The organism is Thermomicrobiales bacterium (genome assembly GCA_023954495.1).
Classification (GTDB): domain Bacteria; phylum Chloroflexota; class Chloroflexia; order Thermomicrobiales; family CFX8; genus JAMLIA01.
Window position 1 is genome coordinate 65,693 of sequence record JAMLIA010000003.1, and the last position, 21,046, is coordinate 86,738.

Annotated in this window: 20 protein-coding genes and 1 tRNA gene; 13 read left to right on the forward strand and 8 right to left on the reverse strand. The window is 60.8% G+C overall.

Annotated elements, in window-relative coordinates; translation table 11 throughout:
• Positions 1–13: 13 nt before the first annotated feature.
• From M9890_01125 to glmS, 5 genes are all read right to left on the reverse strand, one after another.
• Positions 14–715, reverse strand: coding sequence for a histidinol phosphate phosphatase domain-containing protein (locus M9890_01125; protein ID MCO5175565.1), 702 nt, complete (start codon positions 713–715; stop codon positions 14–16).
• Complete coding sequence (locus M9890_01130) at positions 712–1,836, reverse strand: hypothetical protein (protein MCO5175566.1); 1,125 nt, start codon at positions 1,834–1,836, stop codon at positions 712–714. Before M9890_01130 ends, M9890_01125 begins: the two co-directional genes overlap by 4 nt.
• 140 nt (positions 1,837–1,976) lie before the next feature.
• Positions 1,977–2,597: an RdgB/HAM1 family non-canonical purine NTP pyrophosphatase gene (gene rdgB, locus M9890_01135; protein ID MCO5175567.1), complete on the reverse strand. Its 621-nt coding sequence runs from the start codon at positions 2,595–2,597 to the stop codon at positions 1,977–1,979.
• Positions 2,585–3,403 (reverse strand): TatD family hydrolase, encoded by an 819-nt coding sequence (locus tag M9890_01140; protein ID MCO5175568.1) that lies wholly within the window; start codon positions 3,401–3,403, stop codon positions 2,585–2,587. Before M9890_01140 ends, rdgB begins: the two co-directional genes overlap by 13 nt.
• On the reverse strand, positions 3,400–5,175 hold the full coding sequence (gene glmS / locus M9890_01145; GenBank protein ID MCO5175569.1) for a glutamine--fructose-6-phosphate transaminase (isomerizing): 1,776 nt from the start codon (positions 5,173–5,175) through the stop codon (positions 3,400–3,402). Before glmS ends, M9890_01140 begins: the two co-directional genes overlap by 4 nt.
• A gap of 519 nt (positions 5,176–5,694) precedes the next feature.
• Here glmS and purB point away from each other — a divergent pair.
• The 13 genes from purB to M9890_01210 all read left to right on the forward strand — a co-directional run bounded on the left by purB (position 5,695) and on the right by M9890_01210 (position 20,119).
• The gene (gene purB, locus M9890_01150) at positions 5,695–7,020 is read left to right on the forward strand and encodes an adenylosuccinate lyase (GenBank protein MCO5175570.1); all 1,326 of its coding nucleotides are present in this window, start codon (positions 5,695–5,697) and stop codon (positions 7,018–7,020) included.
• Positions 7,017–7,913, forward strand: a complete 897-nt coding sequence (locus M9890_01155) for a phosphoribosylaminoimidazolesuccinocarboxamide synthase (GenBank protein ID MCO5175571.1) — start codon at positions 7,017–7,019, stop codon at positions 7,911–7,913. Before purB ends, M9890_01155 begins: the two co-directional genes overlap by 4 nt.
• Before the next feature lie 17 nt (positions 7,914–7,930).
• Positions 7,931–8,209 (forward strand): phosphoribosylformylglycinamidine synthase subunit PurS, encoded by a 279-nt coding sequence (gene purS / locus M9890_01160; GenBank protein ID MCO5175572.1) that lies wholly within the window; start codon positions 7,931–7,933, stop codon positions 8,207–8,209.
• A gap of 10 nt (positions 8,210–8,219) precedes the next feature.
• Positions 8,220–8,924, forward strand: coding sequence for a phosphoribosylformylglycinamidine synthase subunit PurQ (gene purQ, locus M9890_01165; GenBank protein ID MCO5175573.1), 705 nt, complete (start codon positions 8,220–8,222; stop codon positions 8,922–8,924).
• Entirely contained in the window at positions 8,921–11,140 is a 2,220-nt protein-coding gene (gene purL / locus M9890_01170; GenBank protein ID MCO5175574.1) for a phosphoribosylformylglycinamidine synthase subunit PurL, read from the forward strand. Before purQ ends, purL begins: the two co-directional genes overlap by 4 nt.
• Before the next feature lie 45 nt (positions 11,141–11,185).
• Positions 11,186–12,598, forward strand: a complete 1,413-nt coding sequence (gene purF, locus M9890_01175; protein MCO5175575.1) for an amidophosphoribosyltransferase — start codon at positions 11,186–11,188, stop codon at positions 12,596–12,598.
• An 83-nt stretch (positions 12,599–12,681) separates the two neighbouring features.
• A complete protein-coding gene (gene gcvT, locus M9890_01180) occupies positions 12,682–13,785 on the forward strand; it encodes a glycine cleavage system aminomethyltransferase GcvT (protein MCO5175576.1) in 1,104 nt (367 codons plus the stop codon).
• 61 nt (positions 13,786–13,846) lie between these two features.
• Positions 13,847–14,239: a glycine cleavage system protein GcvH gene (gcvH, locus tag M9890_01185; GenBank protein ID MCO5175577.1), complete on the forward strand. Its 393-nt coding sequence runs from the start codon at positions 13,847–13,849 to the stop codon at positions 14,237–14,239.
• A 46-nt stretch (positions 14,240–14,285) separates the two neighbouring features.
• Positions 14,286–15,626, forward strand: a complete 1,341-nt coding sequence (gcvPA, locus tag M9890_01190) for an aminomethyl-transferring glycine dehydrogenase subunit GcvPA (protein ID MCO5175578.1) — start codon at positions 14,286–14,288, stop codon at positions 15,624–15,626.
• A 133-nt stretch (positions 15,627–15,759) separates the two neighbouring features.
• The gene (der, locus tag M9890_01195; GenBank protein ID MCO5175579.1) at positions 15,760–17,097 is read left to right on the forward strand and encodes a ribosome biogenesis GTPase Der; all 1,338 of its coding nucleotides are present in this window, start codon (positions 15,760–15,762) and stop codon (positions 17,095–17,097) included.
• Positions 17,098–17,106: 9 nt separating this feature from the next.
• Complete coding sequence (plsY, locus tag M9890_01200) at positions 17,107–17,727, forward strand: glycerol-3-phosphate 1-O-acyltransferase PlsY (protein ID MCO5175580.1); 621 nt, start codon at positions 17,107–17,109, stop codon at positions 17,725–17,727.
• A 34-nt stretch (positions 17,728–17,761) separates the two neighbouring features.
• Positions 17,762–19,012 (forward strand): serine hydroxymethyltransferase, encoded by a 1,251-nt coding sequence (locus M9890_01205; GenBank protein MCO5175581.1) that lies wholly within the window; start codon positions 17,762–17,764, stop codon positions 19,010–19,012.
• Positions 19,013–19,039: 27 nt separating this feature from the next.
• Positions 19,040–20,119 carry an undecaprenyl/decaprenyl-phosphate alpha-N-acetylglucosaminyl 1-phosphate transferase gene (locus M9890_01210; GenBank protein MCO5175582.1) on the forward strand — a complete coding sequence of 360 codons (1,080 nt, stop codon included), beginning with the start codon at positions 19,040–19,042 and terminating at the stop codon, positions 20,117–20,119.
• Position 20,120: 1 nt separating this feature from the next.
• Here the strand turns inward: M9890_01210 and M9890_01215 are convergent, their stop codons facing one another.
• The 3 genes from M9890_01215 to M9890_01225 form a co-directional block, all read right to left on the reverse strand.
• The gene (locus M9890_01215) at positions 20,121–20,288 is read right to left on the reverse strand and encodes a hypothetical protein (GenBank protein MCO5175583.1); all 168 of its coding nucleotides are present in this window, start codon (positions 20,286–20,288) and stop codon (positions 20,121–20,123) included.
• 38 nt (positions 20,289–20,326) lie between these two features.
• Positions 20,327–20,674 (reverse strand): ribosome silencing factor, encoded by a 348-nt coding sequence (rsfS, locus tag M9890_01220; GenBank protein ID MCO5175584.1) that lies wholly within the window; start codon positions 20,672–20,674, stop codon positions 20,327–20,329.
• 69 nt (positions 20,675–20,743) lie between these two features.
• Positions 20,744–20,815: transfer RNA gene (locus M9890_01225), tRNA-Ile, on the reverse strand.
• Positions 20,816–21,046 lie beyond the last annotated feature (231 nt).

Here is a 21,046-nt window from a genome sequence, read left to right on the forward strand (position 1 = left end):
TAGCTCTTTACCACTACGCCGAGCCCTGGCTTCGGCGAGCGAGGACACGCTCCAGAAGCCAGCGTGGATTCTCGCGCAGGACCGTCGCGAGGTTGGCTTCCTGAATGCCGGCACCGCGAGCGACTCGCTGTTGGAACCCGATCGACAGGAGGTCGGACGGTTCGTGCGCGTCGCTGTTGACGATCAGTCGAGCGCCTGCACGTTCGGCGCACCGCACGACGTGCCCGTTGGTGAGCGAGTGCCCTCGGCGGGCGCTGACTTCCAGCAGCACGCCGCGTTCGGCAGCCAGCGCTGCATCTTCGTTGGTCAGCATCCCTGGGTGGGCGAGGACGTCGACGTACCCGCACTCAATCGAAGCGTGATTGGTACCCTCGGGTACCGGCTCGACCGGGGTCTCGCCATGAACAACGACGATTTCCGCGCCGGAGTCGCGCGCAAACCGCGCTGCTTTGCCGATCGCCTCGGCCGGCACGTGGGTCAGCTCGACTCCGATGATGACCTTGAGTGGCCAGTAGCGCTCGATGATTTCGCGATCGCGACGCAGGTCTTCGATCAGGCGCGGCACGCCACCGACGCCCGTGTGATCCGTCATACCCAGCACGGAATAGCCATTCATCGCCGCGCGGCGTGCCTGCTCCATTGGCGACAGGACGCCGTCCGAGTAGAACGTGTGGGTGTGGAAATCGAAAACTCCGGGTGCCTCGTCTACGCTCATGTACCACTCTTTCGTCGGTGAGAGGTTACGCTGATGACTGGTGCCGGCCACAGGTGCGACAGTGCGACATTCGCATCATCGGCCAGGACGAGCGCTATGTCGTCAGGGCCGATCGTGTTCAGCACGTGGTCGACGGCTCTCTCCTCGTTCGGTGCGTTCATCAGAATCGGCGGGACGGTCGCGCTAGCGATGCCTGCTTTGATGATCGACATGCGCGACGATTCATCGTGATCGCCGTGCAGCATCGCCACGCCATGGATGCCACCCAGGATGCGTCCGGCTTCGGGCAGCTCTGCGGCTGACAACCGCGGGAGACTGCCGCAGATGACCAGCGTGCGACGGTGGGGGATGTGGCGAATACTACGGGTGATCTGCCGCAAGCTTGCGACGAGCTCAGGTGAATCAACGATAACCATCGCGCCGTTGTACTTGAGGACGTTGGTCGCGCCGGGCTGCTCTGCGGGATCAGTAGCAAAGTCAGCTAGCGCAGACCGAATCAGAAGTGGATCAATGCCAACTGCAACGGCTGCCGAAACTGCTGCCATCAGGTTCTGAATCTGATACAGAAGTGTTCCCTGCAGTGTGGCAGGGATCGTAAGATGATCGAGGATGATCGTCTGGTCGCGCTGATCTCCAACGACGATGTTGCCTCCGGCCACCCAGCAAGCTCTGCCGCCGTCTGCCAGATGCCGCTGGAGCAGCGGGTTGTCGGCATGCAGCGCATAGGGCAGGATCTCACACTCGGCGTTCATAGCAGCATTGGTGATGTCGTAGTCGTCAGCGTTGACGATAAGCAGACCGTCATTGCGCATTGACGCGATGACAATGTCCAGCGCTCTGCGCTCACGACTGGCTTCCTCCGACAACAAGCACGACTCGTTGTTGCCGCACAGCGTTGTTAGCACCCCGATAGGGTAGGTGCGCGGGGGCAGACCGGCTCCGATGACGGTCTCGGCGGTCATTTCCTGCAAAACGACCCGAAGCTCGCCATAGCGTGCGGCGAGGAGAACGCGCGACCACGGCCCCAGCTCGCCTTCCTGCAGCTCGCCATCGACGTACACACCCGACGACAACCACTGCGCCGACGGCCACCCGGCAAGGCCAAATACCCTGGTCAGCATCCACCCAATCGTGGATTTCCCGGAGGTACCTGACAGTGAGATCAGTGGCAGGGCATCAGGTCCACGCCAGTTCGGCCGCGATGTTCGTGATCCGGCATCTCTCATCGTCGTGTCGGTCACTCGTACATACTCCTATGCGATCATCGGGGACTGTCGTCGATGAGTTGGCGCTCCTGCAACGTTGCTACGAGCGCGCGCACAGCCCGGCCCCGATGGGAAATATCGTTCTTTTCAGCAATGGTGAGTTCGGCAAGCGTCTTGCCGGAAGCATCTGGTGCGCCAGGATCCTGAATTTCGAACAGCGGGTCATACCCAAAGCCGCCCGTGCCACGAGGCCGTTCAAGGATCACGCCCTGAACTTGTCCCTCGACGACGACTTCGTCTCCGTTTCGAGAGACGAACGCTGCGGCAGATACGAATCGCGCCGTCCGTTGAACACCGCTGGCATTCGTCATTCGGCGCAGAAGCTCGACGTTGTTCTCTTCATCCGTTGCGTCTTCGCCGGCAAAGCGGGCTGATCGGACTCCGGGCGCTCCATCCAGTGCATCGACAACGAGCCCCGAGTCATCAGCGATTGCTGCGTCTGCGTTCGGGGCTGCGTGGCGTGCTTTGATCAGCGCATTTTCTGCAAACGTCGAGCCGTCTTCTGGCGGCGAATCGAGTCCCGCTTCGGCCATGGATAGCAGATCAATTGATGCTGGAAGCAGCTCGCGGAGTTCGGCGAGCTTTCCAGCGTTGTTTGTCGCTACTATGACTCGCACGTTGTCATCGACTTTCCGTGCTCTACAGCCGCCGTGAGTGCATCGCCGAAGAGACGAATGGCGTTGTCAGTTGTTGCCGCCGCCACGTGTGCAATCTCGACAGCTTTCACGGTTGCAACAGTCTCCGCTGCATCGATCATCAGAGATGACTCATTGCGACGACCTCGTCGGCTCTGCGGCGCGAGATACGGAGCGTCCGTCTCCAGCATAAGACGTTCCATTGGCGTGCGCCTGATTGCATCCCGGATTGCGTCGGATCGCTTATAGGTGGCGACCCCGCCAATGCCAAGCATCAGGCCAAGATCCAGGCACGATTGAGCGAACGCAGCATCGCCCGAGAAGCAGTGCATGACGCCTCGAACAGGTCCTTCCTGAGCAATGATCTCAAGTACATCGGCCTCGGCTTCACGCTGGTGAATCACGACCGGCAGGTCCAGTTCGCGAGCGAGGCGGACCTGAGCCGTGAATGCAGCACGTTGTATGGCTGGTTCGGCGTGATCGCGGTAGTAATCCAGCCCGATCTCACCGATAGCAACGGTTCCTGTAACCTGTGCCTCCCGCTCAATCGCAGGAAGCAGGCTCTCAGCCCAGATGTCTGCGTTGTTCGGATGGAGCCCGACCGCGCGCACCATGTTGGAATGTTGCCGCAAAAGTCCTGCCGTCGATTCCCAGCGCTCAGGGTTGAAGCCAATGAGCACAAAGGCTCCGACACCGGCGCGTATGGCTCGATCGATGACTGCCTGTCGATCGTCATCGAACTCCGGCAGATCGAGGTGCACATGGGTATCGACGAAAAGCGCGGTCATTTCACGGTCACACTCTTGGCCAGATTGCGCGGCTTGTCAGGATCGCAACCGCGTCGCAGCGCGAGCTGGTAGCCGAGCATCTGCGCCGGTGGTGCCATGACAAGCGGAGCGGCGTCTCCGACGTCTTCCATCGGCAGGTGGATGTCGAACACCTCATCATCTTCCGGTGAGATACCAATGATGAGACCACCACGCGCCTTGAGCTCCATCGCGCCGGAGATGATGTCAGTGCGCGTCTCATCGAGCGGTGAGTAGACAATGCAGGGCGTGCCATCTTCAATCAACGCAATGACGCCATGCTTGAGCTCGCCACCGGCAAATCCTTCTGCGTGAAGGTAGGAGACCTCTTTGATCTTCAACGCCGCTTCGAGCGCGGTCGGGTAGGAAACGCCACGCCCGATGACGAACATATGGCCGCGGTCATTGATCCGGTCGGCGACCTCAATCACTCGGTCGACATAACTTGGCGTCAGTGCGGTACGAACGCCGTCGACCGCGCGCCAGAGTAGATCTCGCCCGACGTGCTCGGAGCCATTCAGAACGTGTGCGGTCAGGAGCAGCGTCGCGACTTTGGCTGTATAAGCCTTTGTCGACAACACGCACTGCTCGGGACCGGCGTCCAGGTGAACCGTGAAATCCGCGATGCGGTCGAGAGTTGAGCCCTTGACGTTGACGAGCGCGACGATCTTCGCGCCGCGCTTCCGTGCCGCGAGAACCGGCTCGATCACGTCGACGGTCTCGCCAGACTGCGACAGGGCCACCACGAGCGAGCGGTCGGTGAGGAAGTGCTCCTGGTATTCGAACTCGCTGCCGACCACGAAATTGACGTGCCGATGTGCGATACGCGAAAAGAGATAGCTGCCGGTCAGTGCCGCATACGAGGCTGTGCCGCAGCCAACAAGGAACGTGCCGTATGACTCGCGAATCATCGCTGCAAGCTGATGGATGTCGTCAACTTTGTCGCGCGCGATGTGCTCGATAACGCCGGGCTGCTCATTCATCTCTTTCAACATGAAATGCGGGTAGCCGCCCAGATCTGCTGAGCCCTCATCGAACGGGATGTCCGTCGAGTCCAGCGCCACCGGGCTGCCGTCGCGCACGTCCATCGATACGATCTCGTTCTGGCAGAGCTGGACGAGCTGGTAGTCCTCCAGGTAGGAGACCGTGTCTGCGTGGCCGGCAAGAGCCAACGTGTCGGACGCGATGAACGACCCGCTCCCATTGCGCCCGACGACCAGCGGCGACACATGCTTCACGGCGGTCAACGTCCGTGATTGACGATCAAGAATGATGATGGCGTTGAGACCACGCAGCTGCAGGAACGCACTGGCAACCGCCGCGCGGACTGCTTCTGGCGAGTCAGACTCACCGAGCGCCTTGCTGACCAGGTAGGCGACAACTTCGGTGTCAGTGTCGCCGACGAAGCAATAGCCGTCGTCAGTGAGCATCGCGCGCAGCGACCGGAAGTTCTCAATGATGCCGTTGTGGATGACCGCGATGCGGCCGGTTGAGTCGGGTATCGGGTGAGCGTTGGCGTGGTTCACGCCGCCGTGCGTGGCCCAGCGGGTGTGGCCGAAACCAATATCAGACGCTGGGAGATCGATATTTGCCGTGCCGATTTTGCCGACATGCTTCTCGATCTCGATGTGGCCATTGACGCCGACAGCAACGCCCCACGAGTCGTAGCCGCGATACTCCAGCCGCTTCAGAGCTCGGAGCACCATGTCGCCCGTGTCTGCCTCAACGCCGACGTAACCGAAAATTCCGCACATGCGCGCATCCCTTCGACCCGTCCGCCAATGCGGGTGGGTTCGATCTGCAAGGTGAAAATGTCATTGGAAGCGCGACAGAAAAGGTCGAGAACCAGCTACGGCTCTCAAACTGCACACGGTCGTCGCTTGTTCGGCAAATCACTCTGCCGGTTTCCGACGCTCCTGCGGGTGTGCTACCCGGAAGGCCATCCGCCGAATGGTTCGATGAGGCCTTCTCCTCGTCACCTCACGCCTCCACGTGAGGCCAGGCGCTACGACATCAAATCGATAGTCACGGCGCGCGTTCCACGACCACTATACTCGTCGCCGGAATGACGGGCAAGACGCACGCGGACGGGAAGGCCGAACGTACGATATACTCAACGTACTGGCCGATCGGCTGCCGCGGAGTTGCATGAGCGATCAAACCAGTCAGGAACCGATCCTCTTTTGGCCGGGATGCACATCCACCCCGGTTCTTCTTCACACCTACCAAAATGATGTCGATTGGATACGGCAGAGAGGGTACGGCACGCGCGCGTGATCGAACGCTATACGCTGCCCGAAATGGGCGCGATCTGGAGTGACCAACACAAGATCGATCGCTGGCTAGCGGTTGAAAAGGCAGTTTGCGAGGCGTGGGCACGTCGCGGGGTGATTCCCGAAGACGCGATGCCTGCCATTCGCCAGGCGTCCTGCGATGTCGAGCGGATGAAAGAGATCGAACGTGAGACGGATCACGACGTCATCGCGTTCTTGCGCGCGACCGGCGAGACGGTCGGCGAGGCATCGCGATTCATCCATCTTGGCCTGACGAGCTCCGATGTCATTGACACCGCCATGGCAATGCAGACGGTCGACGCGCTCAACCAGATCCTCACTCGTGTTGATGAAGCCATTGAGGCTGTCGGGCGGCAGGCGCTAGAACATCGGACCACATTGATGATCGGCCGCACACACGGTGTGCATGCCGAGCCAATCACCTTCGGATTCAAGCTCACGGTCTGGTACGACGAGTTGCGGCGCAATCGCGCGCGCCTGGTAGCCGCTCGCGAATCTATCCGGGTTGGCAAGATCAGCGGCGCAGTTGGGACGCATGCCAACGTCCCGCCAGACGTCGAGGACGATGTCTGCGCCGAGCTCAATCTCGCCGTCGCGCCCGTGTCAACGCAGATCATTCAGCGCGACCGCCACGCCGAGGTCATTTCCGCGTTGGCGTTGCTTGCGTCATCGCTCGATAAGTTTGCTGTCGAGATTCGCCATCTGGCGCGGACCGAGGTCCGTGAGCTGGAAGAAGCGTTCGACCCCGGCAATCAGGGCTCATCTGCCATGCCGCACAAGCGCAACCCGCACGAAAGCGAACGTCTGAGCGGGCTAGCGCGACTCGTGCGCGGTTACGCTGTGACCGGGCTGGAGAACGTCGTCCTCTGGCATGAGCGAGACATCTCGAACTCTTCGGCTGAGCGAGTCATCTTCCCCGATGCGTTCATCGTCGTCGATTACATGCTGCATCTCTTCACAGATCTGGTCAGTAACTGGGTCGTCTATCCGGCGCGTATGCAACAGAACCTTGACGCGACCGGCGGCGCGATCTTCTCGCAACGCGCCATGCTCGCGCTTGTTGCCGCCGGACTTGATCGGCAGGTTGCGTACAAGATCATCCAGCGCAACGCGATGCGCGCCTGGGATGAAGGCGGCCACCTGCGGGACTATCTCAAAAATGAGCCGGAAGTTGCGTCAAAGTTATCATCAGACGAGATCGACGATCTTTTTGATTACGGCTATCACCTCCAGCATATCGACCGAGCGTTCGAGCGGGTAGGGTTGCTGGAGTCGGCAACTACAGCGGTGGGAGAGGCGTCATGACGACACCACTCCGCGAGATCTCGATCCCGTCGCTGCGCAAGTTCCGTAGCGGCAAGGTGCGAGACACCTACGACCTTGGCGACCAGCTCCTGATGGTTGCTTCGGATCGCGTCTCGGCGTTCGATGTCATTCTGCCGGACGCGATTCCGGACAAGGGCCGCGTGCTGACGATGCTGTCGTCCTGGTGGTTCCGCCAGACAGACGCCATCGCGCCAAACCATTTGTTGTCAACCAACGTTGAAGATCTGCCCGAGGCCGTGCAACCGTATCGGGAGGTCCTTCGAGATCGCTTCATGCTGGTTCGTAAAGCCGAGCGCATTGATATAGAGTGCGTCGTGCGTGGCTACCTAGCCGGATCGGGCTGGGTTGAGTATCAGCGGTCCCGAACCGTCTGCGGAGAGCAGCTGCCGGAGGGGCTCGTTGAGAGCTCTGCGCTGCCGCATCCGATCTTCACGCCTGCAGCCAAAGTCGATGATGGCCACGACGAAAACATTACCTTCGCGGAAGTCGAACGACGCGTCGGCAAGGACATCGCCCGGCGATTACGCGATGCCTCGATGGCGCTCTACACGTTTGCGGAACGCAAGGCGCGCCAGGAGGGCATCCTCATCGCTGATACCAAGTTCGAGTTTGGCTTGATCGACAGGCAGCTGATCGTGATCGACGAAATGCTGACGCCGGACTCGTCCCGCTTCTGGGATGCGGGCATCTACGAGCCGGGTCGATCGCAGGACAGCCTCGACAAGCAGCCGATTCGTGACTGGCTCGAGCAGTCGGGCTGGAAGAAGACACCGCCTGCCCCGCCGCTACCGCCAGAAGTTATTGAGGCGACGACTCGCCGCTATCGAACCGCGTACGAGCGCCTGACAGGATTGGAGTTCCCGACAGCGTGAGTGTTGTGACAGATACTGTGGAATCGACGCTCAGCCATTCCTACCTGGCCGAAGTGTTCATTTCCCTGAAGCCGGTTGTAAATGACCCGGAAGGTTTGTCGATTCGTGCCGGCCTTCATTCCCTCGGCTACACCGGCGTCGAAAGTGTTCGGGCAGGTAAGTACCTGCGCCTGACTGTGAGCGCCACCTCGATGGATGAGGCCGAAGCCGAGGTCGCCCGAATGTGCGAACAGTTGCTGGCAAATCCGGTCATGGAAACGTTCCGCGTCAAGTTGACGGCACTCGCCGACCATTAGGGAGTATGTGATGCGTTTCGGGGTCGTGATTTTCCCTGGCTCAAACGGGGACCACGACGCGTTGTCCGCCGTTGAGCTTGGCCTCGGTGACGAGGTCGTGCCGATCTGGCATAAGGACCGCTCGGTCGATCATGTCGACGCGCTGCTGATTCCCGGCGGCTTCTCATACGGCGACTACCTGCGTGCCGGCGCGATTGCTCGATTCTCGCCAATCATGGATGCCGTCAGCGACTTCGCCAACCAGGGTGGGCCGGTTCTCGGGATCTGCAACGGCTTCCAGATTCTGACCGAGGCGCACCTGCTGCCCGGTGCCTTGCTGCGCAACGGTAGCCTGCACTTTGTCTGCACATGGGTCCATGTGCGCGTCGAGACGGACCGGACACCATTCACCGCCGACATCGATCCCGGTTCTGTGCTGCGCCTGCCGATTGCGCACGGACAGGGTCGCTATTTCGTCACGCCGGAGCAGTACGATGACCTGATCAAGAACGATCAGATTGTCTTTCGGTATTCGGACGCGCGTGGCGAAGTGCATGACGACCACAATCCCAACGCATCGGTCGATCACATCGCCGGTGTATCGAACGTCCGCGGCAATGTCGTTGGCCTGATGCCGCACCCCGAGCGCGCCTACGATCTTGGCGTTGGTGGCGAGGACGGGCTTCGCGTCCTGCGCGCCGCGCGCCAGTCAGTGTTGCAGGCGGTGCGAGCGTGAGTGTGACTGTCACAGACGAGGTATTGCGCGAGGTCGCGTTGACCCGCGCCGAATACGACCAGGTCGTCGAGTTGCTCGGACGCGCGCCGAGTGAAGTTGAGCTCGGCATGTTTGGCGCAATGTGGAGCGAGCACTGCGGCTACAAGAACTCGCGACCGCTGTTGAAGCATTTCCCGACTGAGGGTGATCGCGTGCTGCAGGGACCCGGTGAAAACGCCGGTGCTGTCGACATCGGCGAGAACCTCGCCGTTGTCTTCAAGATCGAGTCGCACAATCATCCGTCCGCTGTCGAGCCGTACGAGGGTGCGGCAACCGGAGTGGGCGGCATCGTACGTGACATCTTCACGATGGGTGCGCGCCCAATCGCATTGCTGAACTCCCTTCGCTTCGGGCCGCTCGATGTTCCGCGCAATCAGTACCTGTTCGGCGGCGTTGTCGGTGGCATCGGTGGCTACGGGAATTGCCTCGGGATTCCAACCGTTTCCGGCGACATCTTTTTCGATGAGCGCTACAACGGCAATCCGTTGGTCAATGCGATGTGTGTTGGCATTGTCCAGCACGACAAGATCATGCGCGCGACTGCGTCCGGCGTCGGCAATCTGGTAGTGCTTGTCGGGGCGGACACAGGCCGCGACGGTATCCACGGCGCGACGTTCGCGTCGGTTGAGAACCCGGAAGAGTCGCATCGTGGCGTCGTCCAGGTCGGTAACCCATTTCTGGAAAAGCTGTTGCTGGAGGCGTGCCTCGAAGCGCTGGAGGTTCCGGGCGTCGTTGCGATGCAGGATCTCGGCGCGGCTGGGCTGACATCATCGGCAGTTGAGGTCGCCAGCAAGGGCGGGCTGGGTGTCGAGATCGACGTTCAGAAGGTCAGTCGGCGCGAAGAAGCCATGACGGCGTACGAGGTCATGCTTTCCGAGAGCCAGGAACGCATGCTCATCATCGTCGAGCCAGACTCTTTGTCTGCGCTCGTCGAGATCTTCGAGCGCTGGGATCTGCACTCGGATGTGATCGGCACGGTGACACCCGATGGTAGCGTCCGCATTCTGGACGGTGGCGAAGTCGTGGCCGATGTCCCGGCTACCTACTACACTGACGAGTGCCCGACCTATGTCCGCGATGGGTTTGAGTCGGCGCGCATCGCAGCAGATCGGGCCACTGACGTCTCGCCGTGGGATAACCTGACCGCTGATGCCGTCCTGCGAACGCTCGGCGTCCTGCTGGCGAGCCCGAACATCTGCTCGCGGCGCTCGGTCGTCAGCACCTACGATCACACGATCCTGTCGAATACCGTCGTCCCACCGATGGCTGCGGATGCGGCGGTTGTTCGCGTCAAGGGCACGTCGATCGGTTTGGCGGTCAAGACCGACTGCAACCCGCGCTACGTGTATCTCGATCCACATCTGGGCGGAAAGCATGCGGTGGCCGAAGCCGCGCGCAACGTTTCCTGCGTCGGTGCGACCCCAATTGCGCTGACGAACTGCCTGAACTTCGGGTCACCGGAGAAGCCGGAAGGCTACTTCCAGCTCCAGCAGGCAATCCTCGGAATGGCCGAGGTGGCTAGTGCGCTCGGCACGCCGGTAGTCAGCGGCAACGTCAGCCTGTACAACGAATCGGGCGACGAGGCCATTCTGCCGACGCCGACGATCGGCGTCGTTGGTCTGCTGGACGACATCAGTAAGCACGTCGGCATGTCGGCTGGCGAAGGTCAGGAGTTGTGGCTGGTCGGAAGTCAGACAGCCGTACTCGGTGGTTCTGAGTATTTGGCGGCCGTCCATGGCAAGACGGCTGGTGCGCCGCCACCGCTGGATCTTGAGCTTGAGGCGAACGTCCAGTCGCTGACACGCAGCCTGATTCAGGACGGCGTAGCACAGGCCGCGCACGACACGTCCGAAGGCGGCCTGCTGGTCGCTGTCGCTGAGATGTTGTTCGGCAACGGAGTCGGTGCGACGCTCGATCTGGATACGCTCGTCGATGCGAACGACGGTAGCCTCGCGCGAACGTACTTTGGGGAATCAGCTTCGCGCGTGATTGTTGCAATTGATCCCGGCGATGCTGCAGCGTTGCAGGAGCGCGCTGCAAGCGCTGGAGTCGGGGCGGTCAAGCTGGGAGTGACTGGCGGCAGCGATCTGGCAATTGGCGGAACTGACACGATTTCGCTTGGTGAATTGAAAAATCAGTGGTCCAGCGGGTTCGATCGATCAGACAGCGGAGTGTAGATCGTCGCGGCGTGCGGAAGCGTGAGACAGACGGGTAGACGGCAAATGTACCTACACGACGACAAGCCGGCCGAGGAATGCGGAATCTTCGGCGTCTACGCACCCGGCGCAGATGTCGCACGCATGACCTTCTTTGGGCTATTCGCGCTGCAACATCGCGGGCAGGAGAGTGCAGGCATCGCTGTCTCGCATGATGGCGAGGTTCGGCTGCGCAAGCGGCTCGGGCTGGTAGCTAATGCGTTCTCTGAATCCGACCTGCGGTTTCTGCCCGGTCAGATGGCGGTTGGACATACGCGCTACTCCACGACCGGATCGACGATGCCGGAGAACGCCGGCCCGATGGCGGCAGAGAGCGATCTCGGCACCATCGTCGTCGCTCACAACGGCAACATCGTGAACGCAACGGCGCTCCACGATGAGCTGGTCGCGGACGGCGTCCGCCTTCAGACATCGACCGACTCCGAGGTGATGACGCATCTCATCGCTCGTAGCCCCGGCTCGACTATCCTCGAAAAGCTCTCTGTCGCGCTTCCTCGTCTGGAAGGCGCATTCAGCCTTGCGATCCTGACGCCCACGCGCATCGTTGCCGTGCGCGATCCGAATGGCATTCGGCCGCTCTGCCTTGGTCGCCTCGATGATGGCTGGGTGGTTGCGTCGGAAACGTGCGCGCTTGCTACGGTTGGCGCGCGGTTTGAGCGTGAAGTCGAACCCGGCGAAATCGTCAGCATCAGCGCAAACGGCATCCAGTCGACGTCGATCGACCGTCTCCGTCGTAGCAAGCTGTGCGTCTTTGAATTGATCTATTTTGCGCGGCCTGACTCGATGATGCGCGGTGAGCGACTCTATCTCGTGCGCCAGCGCATGGGTGCCGAGTTGGCGCGCGAACAGCCGGTGGATGCCGATGTGGTTGTTGGCATTCCCGACTCTGCCACACCGGCAGCGCTTGGCTTCGCGCGGGAGTCGGGCATTCCGTACTCCGAGGGACTGATCAAGAATCGATATATTGGTCGTACGTTCATCCAACCCGACCAGCGCTTGCGCGAGGTCGGCGTCAAGCTGAAGTTCAATGCGTTGCCGGAAGTGGTTGCCGGGAAGCGGGTTGTACTCGTTGACGATACGATTGTGCGAGGCACGACGAGCCGGCCAATCGTGAACCTGATTCGTGAGGCGGGGGCGACGGAGGTCCACATGCGTGTTCATGCCCCGCCGGTTATGTGGCCATGCTATCTCGGTGTCGACATGGCGACGCGCGAAGAGCTGATTGCCGCGAACATGACCATCGACGAAATCAAGCGGGAGATCAACGCTGACTCTCTTGGTTACCTTTCTGAAGAAGGGTTGTTCAAAGCGATTGGTCAGCCGAGCGATCAGTTCTGCTCGGCGTGCCTGACCGGAATGTATCCGGTTACTGTCAATGGGGTCGTCGGGAAGATGGCGTTGGAACGCGCGCTAACATAGCGCGCGAAGTCACGATAGATCGTTCGCCGGAGTGGTAGAGTGACTCGGCGTGATTGTTCGTGTCATGAGTGTGGAGGGGCGCGATGAAGCGGACAGCGCTGGCCGAGAAGCATGAGCAGCTTGGCGCGCGGATGGTCGACTTTGCCGGTTGGTACATGCCGGTCCAGTATTCAGGCATCATCGAGGAGCACAAGACTGTTCGGTCTACTGCCGGCCTCTTTGACCTTGGACACATGGGTCAGGTGGAAGTTACCGGCAACGATGCACTGGCGTTTCTGAACTATATCGGATCCAACGACATCAGCGGACTCGAGCCTGGGGCGGCCATCTACTCGCTGATGCTGAATCCGAACGGTGGTGTGATCGACGACATCATCATCTACCGGCACCCCAGCGGCGTCGGTTACTTCGTCGTTATCAATGCATCCAACACCGACAAGGACGTTGCCTGGCTGCAGGAGCAGGCGGCAAAGCGCGACGACCTGGACGTCAACGTCAACCACATCTCCGAATCAACCGGGATGATCGCGATTCAGGGGCCCAACGCTGCTGAGATTGTCACCAAGCTTTCATCGGTTGACCTGAATGACATGTCCCACTTTTCCATGCGCGAGACGACGATTGCCGGAGTCGAGTGCCTGGCGGGGCGGACTGGCTATACCGGCGAGGATGGCTGGGAATTCTACTTCCCGGTCGATCAATGCGCGACTGTTTGGGACGCGCTGATGTCTGCCGGTGACGACCTCGGTATCAAGCCGATTGGTCTCGGTGCCCGTGACACACTTCGGCTCGAGGCACGGATGCCACTCTATGGCAATGAAATGGACGACGAGACGAACCCATATGACGCGGGACTTGGCTGGGCCGTCAAGCTCGACCGCGACGATTTCGTCGGGCGGGATGCACTTGTTGCAGCGCGCGAGCAAGGAATCAACCGTCGCACTGTGGGCTTCAAAATGGTAGAACGCGGCGGCGTGCCGCGCTCGCACTACGAAGTCCAGGTTGATGGCAAGCAGGTCGGTTACGTGACAAGTGGTACTGCATCGCCGACACTTGGCGAGAACATCGGTTTGGCGATCATTGACAAGGCATATGCCGGTGCAGGCAAGCCATTGGATATTATGATTCGCGGCAAGGCCGTGAAGGCCGAGCAGATGAAGATGCCGTTCTACAAGCGCGGCGCGTAGGTAGGGGTCCCGGGGTGCCGTGCGAGTGTGCACGGCATAGACGAGGTTGGGAGGACGGTACATGGACATTCCCAAGGATTACAAGTTCACCAAAACACACGAGTGGGTCAAGGTCGAAGGCGACGTGGTGACGATTGGCATCAGCGATTTCGCGCAGGCCGAGCTCGGTGACATCACCTATCTGGAGCTTCCTCCAGTTGGTCAGTCGATCAACAAGGCCGATCCGCTCGGCGTCGTTGAGTCGGTTAAGGCCGCCTCGGATGTGTACTCGCCGGTCAGCGGTGAGATCGTCGAGGAGAACAGCAACGTCATCGATGCGCCAGAGCTTGTCAATTCCTCCCCGTACGACGATGCATGGCTGGTCAAGATTCGAATCAGCGACCCCAGCCAGCTCGAAGAGCTGATGGACTCGGGCGCGTACTCGAAGCTCGTCGCCGAATCGGGCGGCCACTAGTCAGTGATCATGCCGGGAGCCAGCATGGCACCGGCCGGAGGATGGGATGACCTTTAATCCGCATACCAACGAAGATCGCGAGGCGATGTTAGCAGCCGTCGGGGCTGCGAATATCGAATCCCTGTTTTCCGCGATCCCTGAAGACGTGCGCTTTCCGACGCTGGATCTTCCGCGAACTCTTTCCGAACAGGAAGCGTTCCGGCGTCTGAGCGAGCTCGCTGCGAAGAACCTGAACACGATCGAGCATCCGAGCTTCCTCGGAGCCGGTCTGTATTCGCATTACGTGCCGGCGGCGGTGCAGCAGATTCTGTTCCGCGGCGAGTTCTACACTGCCTACACTCCGTACCAGCCAGAAGTCGCGCAGGGCACGCTGCAGGCGATCTACGAGTATCAGACGATGATTGCCAACCTCACCGGCATGGAAGTGTCGAACGCGTCGCTGTACGACGGTGCTACGGCACTCGCCGAGGGCGCGCTGCTGACGGTGTCGCTGCCACGCAAGCGCACACGCATTGTGCTGGCCGGTACTGTCCATCCAAACTACCGCGAGGTGGTGCGGACGTACACCGGTGGTCTCGGGCTGGAGATCGTCGAGCTGCCAGTTCCGACAGACGGACTGGCGACGAGCGCATCTGCGTTCGACGAATATCTCGACGAGAACCTTGCCTGCATTGTTGTGCAGTATCCCAACTTCTTCGGCACGATCGAAGACATCGCTGCGATGGCTGAGAAGGCGCACAGCGTTGGTGGCAACCTCGTTGTTTCGACGTATCCGACCGCTCTGGGGCTGCTGAAGCCGCCGGGTGAGTTCGGTGCTGATGTCGTCACCGGCGAGGGCCAGCCGCTCGGCAACGCGCAGTCGTTTGGTGGGCCGGTTGTCGGCCTGCTGGCGACGCGCAGCAAGCTCGTGCGTCAGATGCCGGGCCGCCTCGCTGGCATTGCCTACGACACTGAAGGCAAGCGCGGATTTGTACTGGCGTTGCAGACGCGTGAGCAGCACATCCGGCGCGAAAAGGCGACCAGTAACATCTGCACGAATCAGGGCCTGATGGCGCTCGCGGCGGCAGTCTATCTGTCGACGATCGGTCCGCAGGGGCTGAAGCAGATCGCTACACTGTGCTATCAGAACGCGCACTACCTGGCGTCGCAGCTGACGGCGACCGGAAAGTTCGAGCTGCTGAACGATGGACAGTTCTTCAACGAGTTCACCGTTCGCTCGACCGAAGCCCCGGCGCAACTCAATGCGCGTCTGCGCGAGGTAGGGATCATCGGCGGCTACGACCTCGGCAAGGTCGACTCCGCGCTGGAGGGCCAGCTCCTGCTCGCCGCCACCGAGATGACCGGTCGAGAACCAATCGATCGATTCGTCGAAGTCGCAGCGTCATAGCGTCAAGACTCTGACATTCAAGGACCCGAGCACTCGTCGCTCGGGTCCTTTCTCATTTCGGCCCGTACCATCAGGTCGCTGATAGAATTGAGCTGATGGCGCTTCGTCTGCTCGACCAAAGGCATTTCTCTTCGTGAAACCACTCGTTGCGATCGTTGGCCGGCCAAATACCGGGAAATCGACGCTGTTCAACCGCCTTGTCGGTGAACGTCGCTCGATCGTGTCTGACGTCCCCGGGACTACCCGCGATCGCCTCTACGGCGATACGGAGTGGCTGGGCGTTGAATTCTCGATTATCGACACTGGCGGTCTCCAGGACGACGACGAGCTTGGCCAGCTAACGACACGCCAGATCGGCGAGCGCACGCAGTCGCAGGCACGGATCGCGATCGACGAGGCCGATGTCATTCTCTTCCTGGTCGACGGCAAGTCGGGGCTGTCTGCGGCCGATCTTGACGTCGGCGAGACGATCCGCCAGTCGAGCAAGCCGGTCATTCTTGGTGTCAACAAGACGGAGAACGAGTCGCGCCGTGAGCTGGCCTATGAATTCTACGAGCTGGCGCTCGGCGATCCGATCCCGTTCTCGTCGCTCCATGGCATCGGCACGGGCGATCTGCTGGATGCCATTGTCCGCCAACTCCCGCGCGCTGAGGATGTCGAAGAAGAGCCGGACATTCCTGCTATCGCCATCGTTGGACGCCCGAACGTGGGCAAGTCGGCGCTGCTCAATGCATTGATTGGTTCTGAGCGCTCGATTGTCGCTGACATGCCCGGCACCACGAGAGATACCATCGATACCATCGTCGATTGGGCCGGTAACCGCGTGTTGCTGATCGACACCGCCGGCATTCGCCGACGCGGCCGCATCGAAAGCGGCATCGAAAAGTACAGCGTCCTGCGATCCGAGCGTGCCGTCGATCGAGCAGACGTGGCGCTGGTTGTCATTGACGCTGACGAGGGCTTTACGGCCCAGGACCAGCACATCGCCGGGTACGTCGTCGAGCAGGGCAAAGGACTCGTTATCGTCGTCAACAAATGGGATATCGTCAAGAAAGACGACAAGACGATGGACGAGTTTCGGAAGAAGGCAGCCGAGTTTTTCAACTTCGCGCCGTGGTCTCCGCTCGTGTTCGTGTCAGCAATCACCGGGCAGCGCGTGAACCAGATCATCGAGATCGCGCTGCATGTCGTCGGCGAGCGCGTCAAGCGGATAAGCACTGGTGAGCTGAATCGCCTTGTGCGCGATGCTGTTGCCAAGCATCCGCCGCCATCCAAGGCCGGCAAGTGGCTGAAGTTCTATTACGCGACGCAAGGCGGCGTGAATCCACCGCGCTTCATCTTCTTCTGCAATGACCCGCGCGCGGTACATTTTTCCTATGAACGGTATCTGGAGAATCAGATCCGCGACTACTACCGGTTTGATGGTACGCCGATTGTGCTGCAGTTCCGCGGCCGACGAAACGAAGACTAGGAGCCGGGCATGATGCAAATGCTCGTGCTGGTTGCTGCATACCTTATTGGCACGTTGCCGACCGGCTACGTGCTCACTCGCTTCCTTGCCGGTGTCGACCTGCGTAGCGTCGGGAGCGGTGGCACAGGCGCTACAAATGCGCAGCGCGCCCTCGGTACGAAGTGGGGCATTTTCGTCGCCATAGTGGACGTTCTGAAGGGCGTTGCCGCCGTCATCCTTGCACGCGTGGCAGGACTCGACGACGCGTGGGTGGCAGCCTGCGGTGCCGCGGTCATTGCGGGGCATTGCTGGCCGGTCTGGCTGCGATTCCGAGGCGGCAAGGGCGTCGCGACCGGCGCGGGTGCCGCGTTGACGCTCTCACTCTGGAGCATTGCGCTCGTTCCAGTCATGGTCATCCCAATTGCTTTGACGAGATACGTATCACTCGGGTCGGTGCTGGCAGCATTGGCAACGCCGATTCTGATGGCCTTGCTGGCAGCAACAGGTGTCGTGTCGTGGTCCTATGTCGGGTTCGGCGTTGTTGCTGCGGCGATCATCGTGTACCGGCACCGAGCAAACATCGACCGGCTCATACACGGAACCGAACGCAAGCTCGGTCGAAAGCCGGCAGATGTGCGAACAGTAGAGTAGTCGCAATAGAAGGTGACAGTGGTTTGGAGTGGACATAAGTACGCTGGCCACGGCGGATCCCAAGATCGCCGAAGTCATTCAAAATGAGGAACGCCGTCAATCGTCGACAATAGAGCTGATTGCTTCGGAGAATTTCACTAGCGCAGCGGTGATGCAGGCGGTCGGGAGCGTCCTGACCAACAAGTACGCTGAGGGGTTACCAGGCAAGCGCTATTACGGCGGCTGCGAATTCGTCGACGTGGCCGAGAACCTGGCGATTGAGCGCGCCTGCAAGCTATTCGGTGCTGAGCACGCGAACGTTCAGCCGCACTCCGGAGCGTCCGCGAACCTCGCAGCGTATCTCTCGGTGCTGAAGCCAGGTGACCGCATCCTGGGCATGAACCTCTCTGAAGGTGGACACCTGACGCACGGCTCGCCGGTGAATTTCTCGGGCACGATCTTCGAGGCGCACTTCTACGGCGTTGCTCCGGACTCCGAGACGATTGACTATGACATCGTCCGTGAGGTCGCGCATCGTGTGCAGCCGAAGATGATCGTCTGCGGTGCCAGCGCCTACTCGCGAACGATTGATTTCGCGAAGTTCCGTGAGATCGCCGACGAGATCGGCGCACTTGTCCTGGCAGACATCGCACATATCGCCGGCATCGTCGCCACCGGCAAGCACCCGACGCCGATCGGCCACGCCCAGTTGACGACCTCAACGACGCACAAGACGCTGCGTGGTCCGCGCGGCGGACTCATCATGGCCGAGGGCGATCTGGCCGGACCGGTCAACAAGACGCTCTTCCCGGGACTGCAGGGCGGCCCGCTAATGCACGTCATCGCCGGCAAGGCAGTTGCATTCGGTGAGGCTCTGGAACCGGCCTTCGGCGAGTACATTGACCACGTGTTAGCGAACGCCCGCGCACTCAGCGAGGCCGTGCAGGAGCATGGACTGCGTGTCGTGTCCGGTGGCACGGACAATCATCTGATGCTTGTCGACCTGACGGCGGCGGGCATTAGCGGCCGCAAGGCGGAGCGCCGTCTGGAAGCTGCTGGTATCACTGTCAACAAGAACGCGATCCCGAACGACAAGCGGCCGCCGATGCAGACCAGCGGTATTCGCCTCGGCACGCCGGCGGTTTCGACGCGTGGCTTTGGCGTTGATGACATGAAAAACATTGGGCAATGGATTGCTGAGATCGTGCATAACCCGGACGACGACGCGCTGATCGAACGCATCGGCAAGTCAGTGCATGAGCTGGCAACCAGCCATCCGTTGCCGGGAGTTGCGACCGATGCCTAGAACTCAGGCGTTGGCGGGCTTGGGCTGATGCCGCACTGGCTGACCGCCGCGCTCGTCGGTCTCACTGCGTTCAGCGTCACGTTCCTCGTTGTGCCGCAGCTTCGCGCGCTTGCACTGCGCGCGAAGCTGTTTGACATGCCGGACCCAATGCGAGTGCACACCACGCCGCTCCCGCGCATCGGCGGGATCGGCATCTTTCTCGGGTTCATGGTCGCGGTCGGGATTTCGTTCGCTCTGCCCGTAAACCGCTACCAGATCGAAGTTGAGCGCATTGTCCTGCTACTGGTCGGCGCGACGATCGTCGTTGCGATCATGGCCTTTGATGACATCGTTGGCATCGCCCCGATGCCGAAGCTCGTGCTGCAGATCGCGGCAGCAGCGATTGTTGTCGTGCCGCGTTGGCGCGGTGGTGACTACGGCATCGTTGTTGAGCAGTTCAACGCGCCGTGGATCGGGACTGTCCATCTGCCAATTGCAGTCGCCGTGCTGTTCACGATCTTCTGGATCGTCGGCATGATGAACGCTGTCAACTGGTCAGATGGTCTGGATGGGCTGGCCGGTACGATCGCGCTGGTCTCCAGTATCGTCCTGTTCTTGCACACGTTCTTCCGACCGGCCGGCGACCCGCAGTTCACCATCTCTGTGCTGGCAATTGCCCTCGCCGGGGCAATCCTCGGATTCCTGCCATACAACTGGCATCCATCGTCGATCATCATGGGGGATTCCGGGGCGATGTTCCTGGGGTTTGCGCTGGCAACAATCAGTGTGATCGGTGGGGCGAAGATCGCGACGACGCTGCTGGCAATGGGGATCCCGATCCTCGATACCGCCTGGGTCATCATCTACCGCGTCATGCACGGGCGATCGCCGGTGATCCGCGACCGCGGACATCTGCATCACCGATTGCTGGATGCGGGCCTGACCCAACCGCAGGTTGTGAGCTGCTTCTGCGCATTGACGGCAGTGTTCGGCGCGTCGGCGCTGCTGCTGCCGACACGCGAATCGAAGCTCTATGTGCTGATGCTCATGGCAGTCGTGCTGCTTGGCATCATCACCTGGCTCGCTCGCCGTCGGCCGATTCAGACGAACGCCAGCGAGCAACGCTGACCTACTGCGCGAGGAGTTCCCAGCGCGGATGCGCTCGATCCTGGCGTCGCGTGGCGGTATTCAGGAGGCCGCGCCACGACGGAACGCGGAGCAGAGCAGCGACGATCGCGCCAATGGCCAAGGCTACGATGACCGATACACCTGCGATGAGTGATACCGTACGACCCATTCCCACTGCTTCCTCTTCGTCAACGCGAACCCCACGACCTACTGAATCACGAGTAGCTTTGGCGCTTCGGACCAGACATCCTCAAGCCGGTAAAACTGGCGTTGGTCCTCAGTAAACAGGTGCACAACCACGTCACCATAGTCGAGAAGCACCCAACCAGTTTCGTGCGTTCCTTCGACCCGAATTGGCCGAATCCCCTGCTCCTGCAGACCTTCAGTCACGTCTTCCTGCACTGCGCGAAGCTGGCGTGGATTGTCGACCGAGCAGACAACGAATACGTCCGCGATCACAGAGATCTTGCCGATATCCAGGACCGTGATGTTCGTTGCCAGCGCGTCCGACGCGAGCTCGGCTATCGTGCGGGCGATCTCGACTGACTCTGGCATTGTCCTCCGAAGTATGTACGTACACCTATAGTACACGCGTCCGAACGCGGGTACAAGCGGTCGGCGATGTGGGCCTGGCAGGAATCGAACCTGCGACCATGAGGTTATGAGCCCCTTGCTCTGCCATTGAGCTACAGGCCCGCCGAACGCCGGTCAGCGAATCGGGCTTCAGTATACCGATGCCCGCCAACGCGGAGCGTTTATCAGCGTCGTGACAATTCCGACACGTCCGTCGCCTGCTGCGATCTGGACGCACTGGACCGTAGAGATATGTCGTCGCCATCTGTGCTGCGGCGACATATCCCAGATGCACTTCAAACGATCAGGACTCCGGCGACCACTCCAGATCAGGATCGAGCGGATAGATCGGGC

Excerpts from the sequence above, each read along its gene's own strand:
- M9890_01125 (MCO5175565.1), bottom strand. The coding sequence starts at position 715 with ATGAGCGTAGACGAGGCACCCGGAGTTTTCGATTTCCACACCCACACG.
- M9890_01130 (MCO5175566.1), bottom strand. The coding sequence starts at position 1,836 with ATGCTGACCAGGGTATTTGGCCTTGCCGGGTGGCCGTCGGCGCAGTGG.
- M9890_01140 (MCO5175568.1), bottom strand. The coding sequence starts at position 3,403 with ATGACCGCGCTTTTCGTCGATACCCATGTGCACCTCGATCTGCCGGAG.
- glmS (MCO5175569.1), bottom strand. The coding sequence starts at position 5,175 with ATGTGCGGAATTTTCGGTTACGTCGGCGTTGAGGCAGACACGGGCGAC.
- M9890_01155 (MCO5175571.1), top strand. The coding sequence starts at position 7,017 with ATGACGACACCACTCCGCGAGATCTCGATCCCGTCGCTGCGCAAGTTC.
- purQ (MCO5175573.1), top strand. The coding sequence starts at position 8,220 with ATGCGTTTCGGGGTCGTGATTTTCCCTGGCTCAAACGGGGACCACGAC.
- purF (MCO5175575.1), top strand. The coding sequence starts at position 11,186 with ATGTACCTACACGACGACAAGCCGGCCGAGGAATGCGGAATCTTCGGC.
- gcvT (MCO5175576.1), top strand. The coding sequence starts at position 12,682 with ATGAAGCGGACAGCGCTGGCCGAGAAGCATGAGCAGCTTGGCGCGCGG.
- gcvH (MCO5175577.1), top strand. The coding sequence starts at position 13,847 with ATGGACATTCCCAAGGATTACAAGTTCACCAAAACACACGAGTGGGTC.
- gcvPA (MCO5175578.1), top strand. The coding sequence starts at position 14,286 with ATGACCTTTAATCCGCATACCAACGAAGATCGCGAGGCGATGTTAGCA.
- plsY (MCO5175580.1), top strand. The coding sequence starts at position 17,107 with ATGATGCAAATGCTCGTGCTGGTTGCTGCATACCTTATTGGCACGTTG.
- M9890_01210 (MCO5175582.1), top strand. The coding sequence starts at position 19,040 with ATGCCGCACTGGCTGACCGCCGCGCTCGTCGGTCTCACTGCGTTCAGC.
- M9890_01215 (MCO5175583.1), bottom strand. The coding sequence starts at position 20,288 with ATGGGTCGTACGGTATCACTCATCGCAGGTGTATCGGTCATCGTAGCC.
- rsfS (MCO5175584.1), bottom strand. The coding sequence starts at position 20,674 with ATGCCAGAGTCAGTCGAGATCGCCCGCACGATAGCCGAGCTCGCGTCG.